Origin of the sequence: Erysipelothrix sp. strain 2 (EsS2-6-Brazil), assembly GCF_016617625.1 — a bacterium.
Taxonomy (GTDB): domain Bacteria; phylum Bacillota_I; class Bacilli_A; order Erysipelotrichales; family Erysipelotrichaceae; genus Erysipelothrix; species Erysipelothrix piscisicarius.
Map to the genome: position 1 here is coordinate 32,221 of NZ_SBAR01000005.1, position 17,092 is coordinate 49,312.

Sequence of the window (17,092 nt, forward strand, 5' to 3'; positions counted from 1 at the left end):
TATTAGGGGCTTAACTGCTCCTAATATTTGTTTTAGTGGAGGTTAATTATGAAACAGTGGATTGTTTTTATATTCGCAATCGGAACGCTTTTGGTCTTACTATCCAGTACGGTAGATCAAGGGTTTGGTATCTTGATTTCGGGTATCATGCTCATTGTCATTGCGATGATACTCTTTTATCGAAAGGGTCGAAATTAATGGAAGTATATAGAACGATGCAAGGCACACCGGAACAGTGTTATGATTTGTTAATCGAATCACTGCTTATGGATCTTGCGACAAGTACAGGTCATAACCTTACGGAAGATGAAATTCACGAAGGATATCAATATCAAAAACAACTAAGAGGTCGCATGGGTAATTCTGGAAATGTTACGGTAACCCTTTTAGAACTTAAACGACCGAATACATACTCGGTACGCTTTGAGAGTGCTCAAGGGATTAACACCCTTGAATATCATCTAGAACCTCTTGATGATTCTCAATTTAAACTAACATACGCCGAGTCATATCATTCGATTAAGAAGCGAAAGATGTTGAATTTCAAATTAATGGAACGCTTTTATCGTAAAGGCAGTCAAAAACGAATTAATCTCCTGTTAGATCAAATTCAAACAATCTTGAATGAACGCAGCGTCAAGGCGTAGAAAAGGAGCATATTATGGCACGATTAGGAATATCAATTTATCCAGAAAATTCGACGATGGAACAGGATATCACATACATAAATAAAGCGGCAGACTGTGGGTTTAAGCGTATTTTTATGAGTTTACTTCAAACTGATTCAAGCAATCAAAAGAAACTCATTCAGGATTATCGCTCCATTACGGATGCAGCGCATCAGCGTGGGATGGAAGTTATTGTAGATGTGGCACCTGCAGTATTTAAGGCATTTGAAATCAAGCATTCTAATTTAGTGTTTTTTAAGGAAATTGGGGTCGATGGTATCCGTTTGGATGAAGGGTTTAACGGAGCATTTGAAAGTGAAATGACGTTTAACCAATACGACTTAAAAATTGAATTAAACTCAAGTCAAGGAAATGACTATATTGAGAATGTCATGACTTTTTATCCACAACGATTTACGGGTCTAAGTAAAGCGCATTTTGATTTTTGTAATCAAAAGATTCGTAAACTTGGCCTGCAAAGCGCTGCATTTGTATCCAGTCAGAATAGTGGAACGTTTGGACCCTGGCCTGTTTATGAAGGATTGTGTACCCTTGAACATCATCGTGATTTACCGATTGATGTGCAAATTCGTGAATTAATCGCGACTGAGATGATTGATGATATTCTTATTGGTAATGCATACGCGTCAGATGAAGAGTTGGAGGCGTGTACCAAGATAGCATTAGGGAAGTTACAATTTAAAGTAGACTTGGATGTTGAACTCTCTGAGGTTGAAGCGCAAATTATTTATGATCATTATCATTTTGTACGTGGGGATATGAGTTCGTATATGGCGCGTTCAACGATGCCGCGTCTTACCTATGCAAATGAAGTGATTTCACCCAAGAATACCGTAGATTTAGAGCGTGGTGATGTTGTTATATTAAATGACGCATACGGTCGATATAAAGGGGAATTACATATTGTTCTTGAACCCATGCCAAATGAGGGAAACAAGAATAAAATCGGTCACATCCCAAACTCAGAAATGATGCTTCTTGATTACATCAAACCTTGGCGTCCTTTCGCATTCATCAAATAATCGTTGAATGTTTTATAGATTATTTTATAATAGGTATATATTGGAGGTGTATGGATGAAAATTCCACTTTATCAGCAAATTAAAGATAAGATCATTAAGATGATCGATATGATGGAGCCCAATGCCTCAATTCCTAGTGAACGTGATTTCACTGATCATTTTCAGGCAAGTCGGATGACGGTTCGTAAAGCGATTAATGAATTGGTTGATGAAGGTTATCTATACCGTGATGCAAATCGCGGAACCTTTGTCTCTGATAAGCGATTGATTAAAAAGAATTCGTTATTAACCCCTGAATTTGATAAGCATACGATCTTATATTTTGATGTGAAGGCGTCATGTGGTGCGGATGTAAGTTCAAAGTTAAACATTACGCAAGACACTTCAGTTGTTCGTTTTATTCGTATTTTATCCATGAATAATGTTAATATTGCGATTGAAGAAGTTTATATTGCTCGAAATCAGTTATCCGATGACGCGTTCAATGATCTCCCAAAACTCGAAAATTTTAATGCGTTTTTCAATCGAGGAAGTGCATCGTTTACGGTGATCCCTATGCATGTTCCCATTAAGTACGCGAATTTACTGGGTGTTAAACTTGAAAGTCCTATTTTAGTTATTGAATCCATAATTTATAAAAATGACGGGAGTCCACTTGTTTTTATTAAAAGTTTTAATCATCCTGAGCACCGTTCCATAGAAATTACAGACTAAAAAAACTTAGGCTCATAGAGTCTAAGTTTTTATTTTTCGATACTGATGATTTGATCAACCCAATCATCATAAAAACTGCCTTCATGAGATACAAGAATGATGGTTCCTGTATAAGCCTGTAAAGCGTATTTTAAGGCATTTTTATTCTCAATATCGAGATGGTTGGTTGGTTCGTCAAGTACGAGCATGTTGGTATATCGGTTCATCAGAAGGCAAAGTTTTACTTTAGTTTGTTCGCCACCACTTAATGTTTTAATGCTGCGACTCCAGTGTTCTTCTTTCATTCCTACGGAAGCAAGGGTTTTACGTACTTCCCCTTGAGAAAACTTTGAATATGTTTGACTAACAATTTGAAGTGGTGTCAACGTATCATCTTCCCAATTGAGGCTTTGTTCAAAGTATCCGATTTGGAGGTCATCATTAAGGTAGATGCTCCCCTCTAAAGGGTGAAGCTGACCCATGATGGTTTTAATTAGTGTGGATTTACCAATACCATTAAATCCTGTAATCGCAAAGCGTTCACCACCGTAAATTTTCATATTAAATCCGTCAATTAATACAGAATCATAACCAATTGCAAGTTCAAGGGTTTCAAGAACCCGAACATTAGCTTGAGAAAGTGTTTTAAAGGCGTAGTTTTGTTTTGCATGAGCAAGGGGTGCATGGACACGGTCGAGTCGGTTTAATTGTTTTTGACGTCCACGTGCCATTTTCGCATTACCACCTGCTTTGTTTTTACGAATAAATGCTTCCGTTTTGTCAATATAAGCTTGTTGTTTGGTATAAAGGCTGAGCTGTTCCATTCGATTATGTTCTTTCTGTTTTAAGAAAGCATCGTAGTTTCCGTTGTAGCGTGTTATCTTTTGAAAATCAATATCAACAATCACATTCGCAACACGGTTTATAAATGAATCATCATGTGAAACAACAATAAAACTTTTAGGGTATGCGTTAAGGTAGTTCGCAAGCCATTCAATATGGTCAACGTCTAAGAAGTTGGTCGGCTCATCCAGTAACAATACATCTGCTTCAGAAAGCAACAATTTTCCTAATATGACTTTAGCGCGCTGTCCACCGGAAAGATGTTCAATTTTTGTATCCGCGCCCAAAAGGTGTAATCCAAGCCCTTGAATTACCTTTTGAATTTCAGTTTCGATTGTATAAAAATCGGCTTGTAATAAACGTTCTTGAATGTTTGAAGCTTTACGAAGTGCATCATCATCTTCCATCGATTCGAGGTAATATGCATTCATACGAGCCTCAAGCTCAAATAAATCTTTATAGGTTGTTGATAGGTAACCATGGATGGTTAAATTCGGGTCAACACGAACATATTGATCCATAAAGGCAAGTTCAATTTTATCTTGCCAGACAACGGTTCCAAAATCTGGCGATAAGTCACCAGTCATAAATCGAATTAAAGTACTTTTACCAGCGCCATTTAATCCTACAAGACCAATATGATCTCCCTTATGGAGGAGAAACTCGGCATTACTATACAACTGACGCTCCACAAAAGTGTGCGTTAGGTTTTTAATTTCTAGATAGGGCATCATTAACCTTCTTTCATCATGAAGGTTAAACTTTACAATCCTTCACTAAAATATCTTGAAACATTATAACATAAATCTTTTTAAGCGTTCATTTTAGTACTAAATAGGAATGGTTTTGTCTTAAATAACGATTTTCGTAAATAAACTTAGTTTTATGATACGTTATAGAGGGGCATTTATGAATCAAAATAAACGAATAAGGTATGTTTTTCTAGTTTCAGTTTGTATCTGTGTAATGTCATTTATTGTATTTAAAAATAATTATGCGTTTGTAGTTTTAAAATCAGAATCCATGCCATTTCAAGCGTTTACCAAAACAATCCATGTTGTTCGTAAAAATACTGTTTTTGAATTGCCGAAGAAACATTTATTTGATGCGGAACAAGCGGTTCTTTTCAAAGGGTGGTCCTTTGATAATCATGCAATATCCGAAAATAGAATCAGGGTTAATAAAGACATGACGGTTTATGCAGTGTGTAAAAAAGTAACATACGATGAGGTTGTTGAGTATGTCGAAATTCCGTTTAAAACAATTTATATTGATCCAAATAAAATCGACATGATGCATCCAGTATCTGGAGAAAATGGGATTATGGAAATTCGGACACGGATTATTTATCACGATGATGTCATCGTTAAAACAGAAAAACCACGTAAATTTGTTAAAGAATCGCCAATCGATGAAATTAAACATATTAATCTCCAGAATTCTCGACAACAATAAGGGAATCATGTAAAATTTGGGTATAGAATGGAGTTTTACATGTTTGAACGTTATTTAGGTCCAATAATTAAGAATACACAAGGGGTATCGATCAATTCTGGGATCATCGTATATATTCTCATTGCGATGTTTTTTTTAGTGAAATATCGTAAAACCACAATTAAAAATAAAATACTCGGTCTTTTATTCATTTTATATCTCGGTAAGGTTCTTGATCTTACGTTATTTCCACTACCATTAAATCAAAAAGAAATTCAAAATGCGGCCATTCATTTTTCGCTTGAGAATGCGTCTATCGATTATTATAATTTAATGCCGTTTCGGAGTGGGTTGAGTCTCAAAAATTTAAAAGAACCGTTGTTGAATGTTTTGATGATGGTTCCGATGGGGGTATTTTTACCCGTATTCTTTAAACGGCTTCGGAATATTAAATATACGGTATTTGTTACATTTTTTATATCGTTGTTAATTGAATGTCTTGAATTACTGTTGACGCTTGCGTTCGGTGTGATTCTTTGGCATTTTGATGTGACAGATTTAATTACCAATACACTTGGTGGACTTCTCGGTTTTTGTTTGTATTATGGCGTTATTCGTCATTTACTCAACTATGTCGATCAAAAAGAGGGACATTGGTTACAGCGTAAAGGGTTTAATGTGTTGTCGGTCGTCTTACTTGTTCTCTTTATGATGTCCAGTATTTATTTGGAAGTATCTGCGAATGATGTAATTACATATCGCTTGAATATGCGGAATATGATTTCAAATGGCAAGGCAAATCGAAAGTACTATACTTTTGAACACAATACAGTTTCGATGGAAGGGTATATGAAATTAAAACGCGATGATTTTGAAGGGTTTCACTCTGATAACCCAACAATCGAGTTAAAACAAAAAGTGCTTTTCTTAGATTATTCATACGGTAAATATGAGGTTGGTCCCATGCATTTAAATGCCCATCAAGATGAAGGCGATGACCGTTTCTTTACAATGGGATGGACAGTTGACCATCCTGGGAATCATTTTTATTTTATTACTGAGTCAAAAATTGCCACGGCACGAAAAGTTGGAGAAGCACACATCACAAATCCATAAAGAAGGGAAACCTTCTTTTTATTTTGCGAAATAGTACGGAAAAGTGCACAAAAAAGACATATTTTGCGTAGAAACATACCAAATATGCAAATTCTATGTGAAATTTTGTTGAAATGTGTTAAAATCTTACATGTTGTATTCGATCAAGAAAAGATATAAACAAAAATACGATCTTTGAGTTGAATAAGTATGGGTAATGCTTATCAAAGAAAGAGGTAATCACAAGCATTCTAGGGATGTATTGTGATTCTTTTTGATGACAATGTGCAAGGGAGAACCATACCATGAATACTATACATATCAAAAAATCAGAATCCTGCTCACTCGCAGGTATTGCTATGAATAATGGAGTAGTTGTTGTTAGAAGAAATTTACCGTACCGTACGTTTTTGAAACAAATCGATGGTAAGGAATTTGAGGCGAACAAGGCGTTTGAGGTCATTTATGTTGTTAAGGGCATGATTGGGCTTCGCGTTAAGGGTTCGTATTTAAATCTAAATGAGGGTGATGTTTATATTCTTGAGCCGAATCGAGCGCATTGCTTTTATGCAAACAGTCGCGATAATCTAATTCTTGTAACACAAATTGATGCGTCGTTTGCAGAAGAACACTTTAACTTATCGCAAAAGGTAAGTATTGATAGTACCCTTAAAGACCAAAGAAATAAAGTGCGTCTTATCGAATCCATTCGTCACTTATACGGTCAAAAAGATGGCGGTGAAGTAACGTTTGAAAATAGCTATCATGCCGTTAAAGAAGTCGTTGATTCCATCAAACTGTTTGTAATGAATCAAAAGCGAACCATTCAGACAACAGATTCAATTGAATCAATCGTTATTGATATTACTGAAAAATATGCAGATGCGAAGAATGAAAAAATTACGTTAGAAGGACTTGCGGATGAATATAATGTCAGCGGTGCTTATCTATCAAGAATGTTTAAGAAGATTACAGGTGTTAATGTTAGTGAGTACTTTAGAGTAAATCGTATCAATTACGCTGTTGACTGTCTTATCAATACAGATTTAACAATGACAGAGATTTCAAATCATTGTGGGTTTTTAGACATCAAAGCATTAGGTCGAGATTTCCAAAAAGTTTTCGGCTTATCACCAACTCAATTTAGAAAACAGTATACAACGGATTATATTACATCTTTAGAGTATCCATATGCAGCAGATTCGAAGGTGCGTTATTTCTTAGAGGTGGGGACGAAAGGACCCAGTCAATTGGAAAACGAACCGATTAAGGCGTTAGAAGCGCGAATTAATCCAAATTTTATTAAAGGTCATTTCCGGAATGCATGGGGAGTCGTTGTGGATTTGGATTGTGTTGTTGATCGTGATTTCTTGAGTATTGCAGAATTGCGTGAAACGTTGGGACATTTTAAATTTAAAACAGTCAAGATTAAACTTGCATTCTTAGATGGTGTATTTAAGTTGCAAACGAAATCTGGCGCACTTCGTGACTTTTCCTCGTTTGAAATCTACAATATCTTTACTGTTTTTTCGGAATTTGATATTGTTCCCGTTTTAAGACTTGATTTCGTAACCTTTAATGCTTTGTTGCAAGAAGGAGCGAGTTTAAACGAAATGAGTCACGCAGTCGTTGGAATGCAAAAGGCATTGGATGAAGCATCATTAATTATTAGTAATTCAAAACTTCGTGAATGGGGTTATGAATTGTACTTTCCTACAATCAATGATGCTGTAAGTGATCATGCACGAAGACCAATGTTTAAAGAATGCATCCATTCTTTTGTAAATGTACTTCAAGAAAAGTTTGACCAAGAAAAAGTCCGTTGGGGTTTGTATCTGGGGAGCTTCGATAATGATACGCGAGAAATTCATCATGAGTATCTTGAAATGATTGCAGGTATGAATATTGATCCAGCATTTTACACGTGCGATTTAAATTTTACGAATAATGATTTTGGCAGTGATCAATTACTACCGAAAATTCTTAATGACATTCGTGAGATTAATCAAGCGATTCGAAGTAATTTACCAGCAGACCGATTAGGACGTCATATTGTTGCAGCGTCATTTAATTATGCGGTAGACGATGATTACCGATGGAACGATTCTTTTGATAACCCGTTCTATAATCTTTTGTTCCTGCCTATTTTACTTCAGCTAAGTTTAGGGGATTTTTACTTTTCATCTTGGAATATCCTTGGGAGAACGCAGCAAGAAATGCTTCCGATGTCCTACTCAAGTTTCTACAACCATCTCGGTGTTGAGCGGATGCCATTTTACGTGCTTAAATTCCTTCAAGAATTATTTGGTACGGTGGTTGATTATGGAGAGGGGTATATCGTCACTCGAAATCATCACGATTACGCCATTATTATATATTCAAATTATTATGAGTCTTATCGACGTGTTGACGCAAAGGATCGAAACAGTGGTTCTGATTATGAGCGCAAGGTTAATTTTAAAATTGAAAGCATAAACGGTCGTTACAAGATGACGGAACGTTATTTAGATTATAAGAATGCTTATTTCTGTCAGAACTGGATTGAGGATACAGGGATTTCAAATCTCACGCCAGAAGAACGTGATTACATACGTCAACAGTCAAATCCAAGAATGAAGGTTAAATATTTGGAACTTGACGGTGAATTAGATTACACATTCAATCAGAGCTTGTTGAATATAAGTCTCATTAAGTTAAATAAGATATAAAAAGATACCAAATTACGGTATCTTTTTTACTTTTTTCACATTTAATACAATTATTTACAAATGGCATGACAAATAATGCGTACTCTACAGCAAAGATGGGTAAATGGTTAAAATTTTGTGAAATTCACGTCAAAATATTGGTAGATAGCGTGCGCGTATCGTCATATACTATCTATGTCGGTGATGAGGAGATTCTATAGTGAATATTATTGTTTATATTGTTCTAACAGCTTTATTTTTTACACTAGGATACAACATTTCAAGATTTGTTAAAGATACAGTTGCTTGGAAACAAAATCGTAACAATAAGATCTATAAGGTCTTTCGTCCAGAAGATGCGCATGACGCATTGATGAATGGCATTTATGTCGGTGCAGCTACTTTAGTTGCATATACATCATTCGGATTCTTTGAAGCAACTGTTATTTCCATAATTGCTTTCTTAGCAGTTTATGGTATTCGAATCGATCAACGTATTCGAATAATTCCAAATGAGATGGTCCTTAGTGTCCTTGTCATTGGAGTTGTTTATCAGTTTGCATCAAATGGATTTCATGGATTGTCAACTGGACTTATAGCAATGCTATTAACAGGTATTCTGTTCTTTGCTACAGCCTTCTTGACAAAAGCATTCTCTGGAAGTCTCGGTGTGGGAGCAGGCGATATAAAGCTTGCAATTGCATTATCATTTATGTTGGGATTACCTAATATTCTAACATTTCTAATAGGTATCGTACTTTGCTTGTTAATTTACATTGTTATTGGTTTTTATACTAAAACGATGTACATCGGTAGTACATTCCCCATGTGTACACAATTAATGGGCGGTGCTTTATTCGCGCTGTATTACCCAGTCATCAGTATGTTGATTTGCAGTGTTCTGTTAGGATGTTAGGAGATAGTTATGATAACCGTAAATGAATTTATGGACGAGGAGTCTGGACAAGGCATGGTTGAATACGGACTTATTCTTGTATTGGTTTCGGTAGTTACTGTAGTGGTACTCCAATCCATTGGGAGTGGTTATGTAAAAACGATGTTTGAAACAGTCGCTGATCTAGTCCCTAAAATAAAATAGGGAAGAAAAATGAGGAGAAAATTATGAAAAACTGGTTATTAAATGAAGAATCAGGACAAGGTATGGTTGAATACGGACTTATCTTAGTTCTTGTTTCAGTAGTAGTTATCGTTGTTATGAAAGCTTTAGGTACAAACCTAAAAGGAATCTTCGAAAACGTAGGTAAAGAATTACAAGCAGGTAAAGGCGTTTAGTCTTTACACGCATTTATAAATTGTTAAAGTATCGCGCAAGTGATACTTTAACTTTAAATAGTTTATAATCTCTATCCGGCTTGGATAGTTCCGAGGGGATGATTTTTCATCCCCTTTATTTGTCGCTTTAAGGAGTGAATATGATAAAAAAACTTAAAGGTGAAAGTGGTCAAAGTGTTACGGAATTTGCTTTAATCCTTCCTATTCTTATAATTATGCTTGCTTTGATCATGGACGTTGGTAAAGCGGTGCATGCAAAGGTCAATTTACAATATCTAACCAGTGAAATTCAAAAGGTTGCGGTATTATACGACGAAGGTGGTGCAACGGGTGGTGTAAAAGATCAATCCCGATTTAGCAGTAAAGAAAAGACGATTGAAACACTTATTAACAATAACGGTACACTTGACCCTAAACGCTTAAAATATGAAATTGATTTATCGGATATTGAACATCGTGATTTTACACGGAAAATTTGGAGTGTAAATGATGGTGGCTTTATCGGACATAAAAACAGAACTGATATACGTTATGTAACCGTAACAACTACTTATGATGTTCCTTTCTCAATGTATATTACAAAACAGGTAATGGGTGAGACACTTCGTCTAACTGAAACGTACAGTGGTTTAATGTACTTAGGAGGCGATGGTGATGCTAATGTCAAAGTTGGTCAATAAATCAAAAAAAGAAAAAGGTCAGGCAATGGTAGAATTTGCGATTGTGCTGCCACTTTTTCTATTGATTGTTTGTTTTTTAATTGATGTGAGCTGGGTTGTTTACAATAAAGTTCAATTTGACTATTCGTTACGTAAAATGGCGATTCAATTGGATCTCGGTCCTCAACAAAAACATGCATTACATACTAACCAAAGTTATATTGTTGACGGGGGTTGGGCAAACACCCATATTCGTGATATGTATGAAAAAAATATTGAAGAAATGGGTGCACCGATTGATGTAAGTCGTGTAACGATTGAAAACAGTCGGATTGCCGTTCTTGCTGGAAAACGTGAATTTAATTATGGTGTCCCAGATGGAACGGATAAAGACCGTGCGAACAGTAAATTTAAAACAACGACAATGGAAATAGCGTCGGATGTAAAATACAAAGTCTACCCGATTACTCCTTTCTCAAAGCCATTTCTCAAAGATGGTGTTGAATTAAAAAATAATCTTTATAAAATTAGAAGAATTGAGTTAGTAGGGGGTAAGAATCAGCAATGGTAAATTTTAAAAATGAAGAAGATGGAAATATTCTTATAATGTTTGCATTTATTTTAATGTTTCTATTGGGATTTGTTGCACTTTCAACAGATGTTGTTTTAGCAATGAATAAGAAAGATAAATTAACAGAAGTAGCATATTTAGTGCGTGAAGCGCGACTGGATATTACTGAAGAAATGTTACACTCACAACAAGGACAACAAATTGCATTGGATAATGCACATGAAATCTTAAAGAGAAATGGTATTGATCCAAGTCAATTTGAGTTGGTTTGGAATGAACAGCGTGGTATGTCACCCAATGGTAACTATATGATTAGTCTTACAGGGACAATTATATTGCGTGATGTTTATAAAACGACAACTTTAAAAGCCCTTGGAATTGATGAGTTCCCAATCAAAGTTGAATTACCTGTATGGCAAAACTTTACAGATCAACAACCGATTTGGGATGGTCGTACTCCAACCATTAATGGTGTTTATTAATATTAAGAAAGAGGAATTACTTTGGATAAGAATAAATTAATTTCTGTGGTTGTAGCTGCAGGTGTATTTCTTTTAGCGTTAATGAACCCAATCCAAGGTTTAAAAAAGGAAATACCGAAGAAAGATTTAACGCAAGTTGTTGTAGCGCTTAAACCCCTTACAGCACAAACTCGTATTACTCAAGATATGGTAGAAGTTAAAAATGTTCATAAAGACGCTGCACCTGAAGGTGCTTTTGCGGATGCGGAACGTGTTGTAGGAAAAGTTACAACGACGAAGATGTCTGTTGGCGATATGTTTACCGGAGAAAAGGTTGAAGTTGTAGGTCAAGGATCAAGTGGGTTAAGTACTGTTCTTACGGACAATATGCGTGCTTATACTGTTAAACTTGAGGGTCAATATGGGATGCAAGGATTAATCCGTGTCGGAAATAAAATTGATATTATCACTGTATTAGATAGTGACTTGCCAGAAGATACACTTCAAAAATATGATTATTTGAAGAAAAACTATCCTCAGTTGTATGCTGGATCAGTTGAGACTGCAGTTGATGGTAAAGAACGCATTCCTGTACTTGGTTTAAAAGAGAAAAAAGCAGTGCTCCTTTTACAAAATAAGGAAGTTCTTGCGATTGATCAAGAAACCTTACCTGATGATAAAAAAGTAGCGGATAAAATGTATACGACGGTAACACTTGCTGTTTCAGCAGAAGATGCGTTGAAATTGGCGGTTTCGGAATCCGTAGGTACAAACCGTGCAATCTTAAGAAGTCATGATCATGACAAGGTTGATAAAGTTCCTGGTGTTATTACAGGCGATTTATTGAAATAGAGAAGGAGAATTAGATGGAGTTAAAAGTTTTAGTATTTGCTGAAGATAGTGTCGCTCAACGACTCTTTCCAATGCTACAAGATGACGAAATCCGCATCGTAGGTAAATCAAACGATGAGAACAAAGTCTTAGATGATATCTCAAAAACAAAACCAGATATTGTTCTAATTTATTCTTCTCATGAAAGTATTCTGCAACGTGTTTGTCAACAAATATATTTATTACGTCCTAAATCTGTACCTGTAGTTCTTACTCAAGAATATACAAGTGAAACGATGCAAAAGGTAATGCAAACAGGTGTTCATTATATCCTGCCAATGCAAATTGATCGTTCAACGTTAATACAGCAATTAAAAGGAATTCACAGTAATGAGTCATCTCGACTGATTGCGCTTGAGAACAGTTCAACTAATAACTGGAAATCAAAAGTTATTACAGTATTCAGTTCAAAGGGTGGTGTTGGTCGTACAACCGTTGCCATGAACTTAGCGGTTAAACTTGCGCAAAAGAAATTAAAAGTAGCGATTTTAGACTTTGATCTAGAATTTGGTGAAGTCGCTACAGCAATGCGTATCGAGACCAAAGACACCCTTGCAGAATTGTTACAAGAACAGGCGAGTCCAAACGTTGATACCATCCGAAAATATATGGCTGTTCACCCTTCCGGTGTGAATGTGCTTGCGGCACCGAACAGTCCTGAATTTGCGGATAACATTTCAGTTTCTCAAATTGAAAAAATCGTATCTTCACTTCGTTCCTATTATGATTACTTGATTATTGATACAAGTATGGGATTTAACAACATTAACTTGTCATGTTTTGATCTCTCATCAACAATTATTTATGTAACCGGAATGGATATTCCAACATTACGACGAACGAAAAAAGGCTTGTCGATTGTAACCTCACTAGCAGGTAATGAAAAAATTAAATTGGTAGTCGCAAAAGAAGAACCGGGTCGTGTAAAACCTAAAGATGTTTCACGCGTCTTGGAGTTCCCATTATGGCACACCGTTCCTTATGATTTAAAATCATCCATCGATGCACTGAATCAAGGGAAACCGATCGCGATTGATTCTCCATTATCGGGTGTCGCAAAGGCATATCAAGTTATGGCGGATGAAATTGATCAATCTGATTCACCTGATGAACAAGAAGCGGGACCTGCTGGACTGCTTGCGAAATTCTTACCAAAACCTAAAGAAAAACCTGCTAAAGCAAAAAAAGGTAAACGAAAAAAAGGTGGTAAATAATGAAGTTATCAGAACGCTTAGAACGTGCTAAAGCAACTGAAGGTGGCGGCTCCGGTGATGGACTAGCGTTTATGCCTGGTGTATTTGAAGTTGATGCCGAACCTCAAGTTGACCAATTTAAAGATTTAAAAGCTATTATTCACCGTGAAACTATTGATGCGTATAATGCACGCATTCAAGATAATCACGGTGATAAAGAAGGCATTGATGTTCGTGAAATTATTACAGAATGTTTAACCCAACGTGCAGAAGCCATGACTAAAGCAAAACGCGAACAGCTTATTCAAGAAATATTTGATGATGTTACTGGGTTAGGACCTTTAGAAGTTTTGATTCGGGATGAAGATATTTCTGAAATTATGGTTAACGGTCCAAATACCGTTTATATTGAACGTAAGGGTCGTCTTGAGTTATCCAACGTCTTCTTTAGAGATGATGCTCACGTAGCTCAAATTATTAACCGGATTGTTTCACCCTTGGGTCGACGTTGTGATGAAGCAAACCCAATGGTAGATGCGCGGTTACCGGATGGTTCCCGTGTTAATGCCATTGTACCTCCGGTAGCGCTAAGTGGCCCTACAATTACGATTCGTAAGTTTAATTCGACACCACTTCAAATTAGTGACTTAATTGGTTTTAATTCAATATCATTTGGGATGGCTGCATTTCTAGAAGCCTGTGTTAAGGGACGTTGTAATGTTGTGGTTTCTGGAGGTACTGGTTCTGGGAAAACCACATTATTGAACGTTTTATCCAGTTTTATTCCTGAAACGGAACGTATCGTAACCATTGAAGATGCGGCTGAAATTCAGTTGATGCAAAATCATGTTATTACCCTTGAAGCACGCCCTGCTAACGTTGAAGGTAAAGGTGCGGTAACGATTCGTGACATGGTAAAGAACTCCTTACGGATGCGTCCTGACCGTATTATTATCGGTGAGGTTCGTTCGGGAGAAGCCTTGGACATGTTACAAGCGATGAATACTGGTCATGATGGTTCTTTAGCGACAGGTCACGCCAATACACCTCGTGATATGGTTTCACGTCTTGAAACCATGGTTATGATGTCGGGAATGGACTTGCCGATTAAAGCGATTCGTGAACAAATTGCTTCTGCGATTAATATTATTGTTCAACAAACGCGTCTTCGTGATGGATCACGTAAAGTTGTATCGATCACCGAAGTTACAGGGATGGAGGGAGAAATTGTAACCCTTCAAGACATCTTTGTTTTCAAACAAGAGGGCTATGATGCTGCTGGTAAAGTTAAAGGTAAATTTATGCCAACAGGAATTCGTCCATACATCATTGATACATTAGAAGCGAATGGTATCCTTGTGAAAGATGAGTGGTTCCAAAAATAATGTGGATCATTATGGCAGCATGCCTTAGTTATATTACGCTTGTTGTCTTGCAGTTTGTATTAAATTTGATTTATCATCGCTTCATTATGTTGAAAGACCGTCTTGACTTAATTGAAAAACAAAGTTTATACGGATATTCAAAAAAATCAAAAAAAGATCAAAAGAAAGAGAAACAATCCATCAGTATTGAAGTTCCTGAAAAGTTAAAAGATAATCTTTTAATGGCTGGAATTAACTTACGACCTGATGAATTTCTAAAGATGTGGTTGGGTCTCGCTGCGTTTTCAGTTGTTATATGTGTTGCATTAGATAAAGGAATGATTGTGACGCTCTTTGCATTTGTAGCTGCTCTTGTAGGTCCGCCAATGTATATCAAGGTGAAACGTAAACAACGTATCGGTAAATTTAGCCAACAGTTAGGGGATGCCTTATTGATTCTCTCAAACAGTTTGCGTGCCGGATTTACCTTTGAACAAGCTCTTGCAAGTATAGCAAAAGATTTACCAGATCCAATTGGACCTGAATTTCTAAAAGTTTGCCGTGAAGTTGAATTGGGCGAGAACATTGAAAAATCACTTGCCGCAGTTTCGACACGCATGGAATCTGAAGAAATGAAATTGATGAACACCGCCGTTAGCATTCAGCGTCAAGTAGGGGGAAACCTTGCGGATGTTTTGGATAATATCGGTGAAGCAATTCGAGAACGTATTACCATTCAAAAAAATATTAAGGCGCTTACTGCACAAGGGGATGCATCTGCAAAAGTTATTGCGGGACTTCCGATTGTTGTTTTAGTCTTAATTTCGATGGTTAATAAAGAATATATGGAGCCTGTGTTTACCACGCCGTTTGGTTATGCACTGCTCGGTGTTAGTGCAACCCTTGAAATTATGGGTTATGCTATGATCAAAAAAATAACAAATATTGAGATGTAGGAGGAATTCATGATAAAAGCTATTACGGGAGCAATCTTTGCGTATGTCTTCGTAGATTTCGTAATGAGTGTATTAACAGGTAAAGCACTTGTGATTAAAAAGCGACTCGACGAAACAAAGAATTCAAGTACACAAAAACATGGTTCTGATGACATTTTAGATAAAACGTTCCAAGAACGTTTCTTACAACCTATTGTTGATAAATTGGTTCATGCCGTATCAACAATGTTACCGGTTAAAGCAGAATCGCAGCTAAAACTCGCAGATCGTTTGCTTAAAGCGGGAATTACCACCAACCCAAAAGATTATCGGGCAATGAACGTAATCATTATTGTCGGTTTTGGGGTGGTAGGACTTTATTTCGCAATTACATCCCATCAACGCGGATTTTCTCGAATTATGTATATGTTGATGGGAATGGCTGGTGGATACGTATATCGTCGTTATTCACTAGAGGGAAAGATAACAAAACGTAAAAAAGTTATCAAAGGACAATTGCCTGAAGTTATGGATATTTTAAGTGTTTCGGTTGTTGCTGGTTTGAGTTTTGACCAAGCACTCGGACATGTTACAACCAAAGCTGAAGGACCGTTGATTGATGAGTTTCGTATATGTCAGCGTGAAATTATGTTGGGGAAACCTCGTAAAGAGGCACTAAACCGATTATCCGAACGAACTGAAATTGAAGAGGTAAAAGCCTTTACCAACGCAATCATTCAAGCGGACGAACTTGGGATCTCACTTCAAAATGTATTGATGAGTCAATCGCAAATGATTCGTACTTCACATCGTCAAGATGTTGAAGAGCGTGCTGCGAAAATTCCAGTTAAGATTTTGATTCCAATGGTGCTCTTTATTTTCCCTGTTATCTTTATTATTCTACTCGGTCCTGCTGTGCCGACGATTATTGAAGCATTGGGAGGCCGCTAATGATAAAAAACCTCGAGATTGCATCAAACTTTGGAACACGTTTTAAAGGTTTGATGTTAAGAAAAGAAATCAATGAAGATCAAGGGATGTTATTTCTTCATTGTGCTCGTGTTCACACTTGTTTTATGAAGTTTGACATTTGCGTAATCTACTTAGATAAAGACTTTAATATTATTGACCATGAAATAATAAAACCTTGGCGTCTGGGTAGAAAAGTAAAGGGTGCACGTCATCTAATTGAAGCGTCACCTGAAATTGTAACGTCACTAAGTGATATTACATTCCATGAATTAATTATGAAGGAGGGATAA

General features: G+C 36.5%; 20 protein-coding genes. 19 read left to right on the forward strand and 1 reads right to left on the reverse strand.

Going from position 1 to position 17,092, the window contains the following annotated elements; genetic code table 11:
- Positions 1-48 precede the first annotated feature (48 nt).
- From EPJ89_RS04470 to EPJ89_RS04485, 4 genes are read left to right on the forward strand one after another with little or no spacing between them, the layout of a single operon-like run.
- A complete protein-coding gene (locus EPJ89_RS04470; protein ID WP_200542402.1) occupies positions 49-198 on the forward strand; it encodes a hypothetical protein in 150 nt (49 codons plus the stop codon).
- Complete coding sequence (locus EPJ89_RS04475) at positions 198-647, forward strand: DUF3284 domain-containing protein (RefSeq protein WP_161636484.1); 450 nt, start codon at positions 198-200, stop codon at positions 645-647. The genes EPJ89_RS04470 and EPJ89_RS04475 overlap by 1 nt, the downstream gene beginning before the upstream one ends.
- A 14-nt stretch (positions 648-661) precedes the next feature.
- Complete coding sequence (locus tag EPJ89_RS04480) at positions 662-1,711, forward strand: DUF871 domain-containing protein (protein ID WP_200549082.1); 1,050 nt, start codon at positions 662-664, stop codon at positions 1,709-1,711.
- A gap of 54 nt (positions 1,712-1,765) precedes the next feature.
- On the forward strand, positions 1,766-2,425 hold the full coding sequence (locus EPJ89_RS04485; RefSeq protein WP_161636482.1) for a GntR family transcriptional regulator: 660 nt from the start codon (positions 1,766-1,768) through the stop codon (positions 2,423-2,425).
- 29 nt (positions 2,426-2,454) lie between these two features.
- Here EPJ89_RS04485 and EPJ89_RS04490 read toward each other — a convergent pair whose 3' ends face one another.
- A complete protein-coding gene (locus EPJ89_RS04490; protein WP_200549084.1) occupies positions 2,455-3,978 on the reverse strand; it encodes an ABC-F family ATP-binding cassette domain-containing protein in 1,524 nt (507 codons plus the stop codon).
- Between the two features lie 178 nt (positions 3,979-4,156).
- On the opposite strand from EPJ89_RS04490, the gene EPJ89_RS04495 reads away from it, so the two are divergent.
- The 15 genes from EPJ89_RS04495 (at position 4,157) to EPJ89_RS04565 (ending at position 17,092) form a co-directional block, all read left to right on the forward strand.
- Positions 4,157-4,702 carry a G5 domain-containing protein gene (locus EPJ89_RS04495; protein WP_200549086.1) on the forward strand — a complete coding sequence of 182 codons (546 nt, stop codon included), beginning with the start codon at positions 4,157-4,159 and terminating at the stop codon, positions 4,700-4,702.
- Between the two features lie 39 nt (positions 4,703-4,741).
- Positions 4,742-5,797, forward strand: coding sequence for a VanZ family protein (locus EPJ89_RS04500; RefSeq protein ID WP_200542404.1), 1,056 nt, complete (start codon positions 4,742-4,744; stop codon positions 5,795-5,797).
- A gap of 284 nt (positions 5,798-6,081) precedes the next feature.
- Positions 6,082-8,484, forward strand: a complete 2,403-nt coding sequence (locus EPJ89_RS04505; protein ID WP_200549088.1) for a helix-turn-helix domain-containing protein — start codon at positions 6,082-6,084, stop codon at positions 8,482-8,484.
- A gap of 199 nt (positions 8,485-8,683) precedes the next feature.
- Positions 8,684-9,379 (forward strand): prepilin peptidase, encoded by a 696-nt coding sequence (locus EPJ89_RS04510; RefSeq protein WP_161636477.1) that lies wholly within the window; start codon positions 8,684-8,686, stop codon positions 9,377-9,379.
- 9 nt (positions 9,380-9,388) lie between these two features.
- The gene (locus EPJ89_RS04515) at positions 9,389-9,562 is read left to right on the forward strand and encodes a Flp family type IVb pilin (protein ID WP_200549090.1); all 174 of its coding nucleotides are present in this window, start codon (positions 9,389-9,391) and stop codon (positions 9,560-9,562) included.
- Positions 9,563-9,585: 23 nt separating this feature from the next.
- Positions 9,586-9,756: a Flp family type IVb pilin gene (locus EPJ89_RS04520; protein WP_200549092.1), complete on the forward strand. Its 171-nt coding sequence runs from the start codon at positions 9,586-9,588 to the stop codon at positions 9,754-9,756.
- A gap of 140 nt (positions 9,757-9,896) precedes the next feature.
- Positions 9,897-10,436 carry a TadE/TadG family type IV pilus assembly protein gene (locus tag EPJ89_RS04525; protein ID WP_200542405.1) on the forward strand — a complete coding sequence of 180 codons (540 nt, stop codon included), beginning with the start codon at positions 9,897-9,899 and terminating at the stop codon, positions 10,434-10,436.
- The gene (locus tag EPJ89_RS04530; RefSeq protein ID WP_200549094.1) at positions 10,411-10,986 is read left to right on the forward strand and encodes a TadE family protein; all 576 of its coding nucleotides are present in this window, start codon (positions 10,411-10,413) and stop codon (positions 10,984-10,986) included. The genes EPJ89_RS04525 and EPJ89_RS04530 overlap by 26 nt, the downstream gene beginning before the upstream one ends.
- Entirely contained in the window at positions 10,980-11,468 is a 489-nt protein-coding gene (locus EPJ89_RS04535) for a TadE/TadG family type IV pilus assembly protein (protein ID WP_003773572.1), read from the forward strand. Before EPJ89_RS04530 ends, EPJ89_RS04535 begins: the two co-directional genes overlap by 7 nt.
- A gap of 21 nt (positions 11,469-11,489) precedes the next feature.
- Positions 11,490-12,299, forward strand: coding sequence for a Flp pilus assembly protein CpaB (gene cpaB, locus EPJ89_RS04540; RefSeq protein ID WP_125164526.1), 810 nt, complete (start codon positions 11,490-11,492; stop codon positions 12,297-12,299).
- Between the two features lie 14 nt (positions 12,300-12,313).
- Entirely contained in the window at positions 12,314-13,552 is a 1,239-nt protein-coding gene (locus EPJ89_RS04545; protein ID WP_161636474.1) for an AAA family ATPase, read from the forward strand.
- A complete protein-coding gene (locus tag EPJ89_RS04550; protein ID WP_161636473.1) occupies positions 13,552-14,916 on the forward strand; it encodes a CpaF family protein in 1,365 nt (454 codons plus the stop codon). Before EPJ89_RS04545 ends, EPJ89_RS04550 begins: the two co-directional genes overlap by 1 nt.
- Before the next feature lie 11 nt (positions 14,917-14,927).
- Entirely contained in the window at positions 14,928-15,851 is a 924-nt protein-coding gene (locus EPJ89_RS04555) for a type II secretion system F family protein (protein WP_125164915.1), read from the forward strand.
- 9 nt (positions 15,852-15,860) lie between these two features.
- The gene (locus EPJ89_RS04560) at positions 15,861-16,781 is read left to right on the forward strand and encodes a type II secretion system F family protein (RefSeq protein WP_161636472.1); all 921 of its coding nucleotides are present in this window, start codon (positions 15,861-15,863) and stop codon (positions 16,779-16,781) included.
- Entirely contained in the window at positions 16,781-17,092 is a 312-nt protein-coding gene (locus tag EPJ89_RS04565; protein WP_125164523.1) for a DUF192 domain-containing protein, read from the forward strand. Before EPJ89_RS04560 ends, EPJ89_RS04565 begins: the two co-directional genes overlap by 1 nt.

Coding starts and splice junctions, on each gene's coding strand:
- EPJ89_RS04470 (WP_200542402.1), top strand. CDS start 49: ATGAAACAGTGGATTGTTTTTATATTCGCAATCGGAACGCTTTTGGTC.
- EPJ89_RS04475 (WP_161636484.1), top strand. CDS start 198: ATGGAAGTATATAGAACGATGCAAGGCACACCGGAACAGTGTTATGAT.
- EPJ89_RS04480 (WP_200549082.1), top strand. CDS start 662: ATGGCACGATTAGGAATATCAATTTATCCAGAAAATTCGACGATGGAA.
- EPJ89_RS04485 (WP_161636482.1), top strand. CDS start 1,766: ATGAAAATTCCACTTTATCAGCAAATTAAAGATAAGATCATTAAGATG.
- EPJ89_RS04490 (WP_200549084.1), bottom strand. CDS start 3,978: ATGCCCTATCTAGAAATTAAAAACCTAACGCACACTTTTGTGGAGCGT.
- EPJ89_RS04495 (WP_200549086.1), top strand. CDS start 4,157: ATGAATCAAAATAAACGAATAAGGTATGTTTTTCTAGTTTCAGTTTGT.
- EPJ89_RS04500 (WP_200542404.1), top strand. CDS start 4,742: ATGTTTGAACGTTATTTAGGTCCAATAATTAAGAATACACAAGGGGTA.
- EPJ89_RS04505 (WP_200549088.1), top strand. CDS start 6,082: ATGAATACTATACATATCAAAAAATCAGAATCCTGCTCACTCGCAGGT.
- EPJ89_RS04515 (WP_200549090.1), top strand. CDS start 9,389: ATGATAACCGTAAATGAATTTATGGACGAGGAGTCTGGACAAGGCATG.
- EPJ89_RS04520 (WP_200549092.1), top strand. CDS start 9,586: ATGAAAAACTGGTTATTAAATGAAGAATCAGGACAAGGTATGGTTGAA.
- EPJ89_RS04525 (WP_200542405.1), top strand. CDS start 9,897: ATGATAAAAAAACTTAAAGGTGAAAGTGGTCAAAGTGTTACGGAATTT.
- EPJ89_RS04530 (WP_200549094.1), top strand. CDS start 10,411: ATGCTAATGTCAAAGTTGGTCAATAAATCAAAAAAAGAAAAAGGTCAG.
- EPJ89_RS04535 (WP_003773572.1), top strand. CDS start 10,980: ATGGTAAATTTTAAAAATGAAGAAGATGGAAATATTCTTATAATGTTT.
- EPJ89_RS04545 (WP_161636474.1), top strand. CDS start 12,314: ATGGAGTTAAAAGTTTTAGTATTTGCTGAAGATAGTGTCGCTCAACGA.
- EPJ89_RS04550 (WP_161636473.1), top strand. CDS start 13,552: ATGAAGTTATCAGAACGCTTAGAACGTGCTAAAGCAACTGAAGGTGGC.
- EPJ89_RS04555 (WP_125164915.1), top strand. CDS start 14,928: ATGGCAGCATGCCTTAGTTATATTACGCTTGTTGTCTTGCAGTTTGTA.
- EPJ89_RS04560 (WP_161636472.1), top strand. CDS start 15,861: ATGATAAAAGCTATTACGGGAGCAATCTTTGCGTATGTCTTCGTAGAT.
- EPJ89_RS04565 (WP_125164523.1), top strand. CDS start 16,781: ATGATAAAAAACCTCGAGATTGCATCAAACTTTGGAACACGTTTTAAA.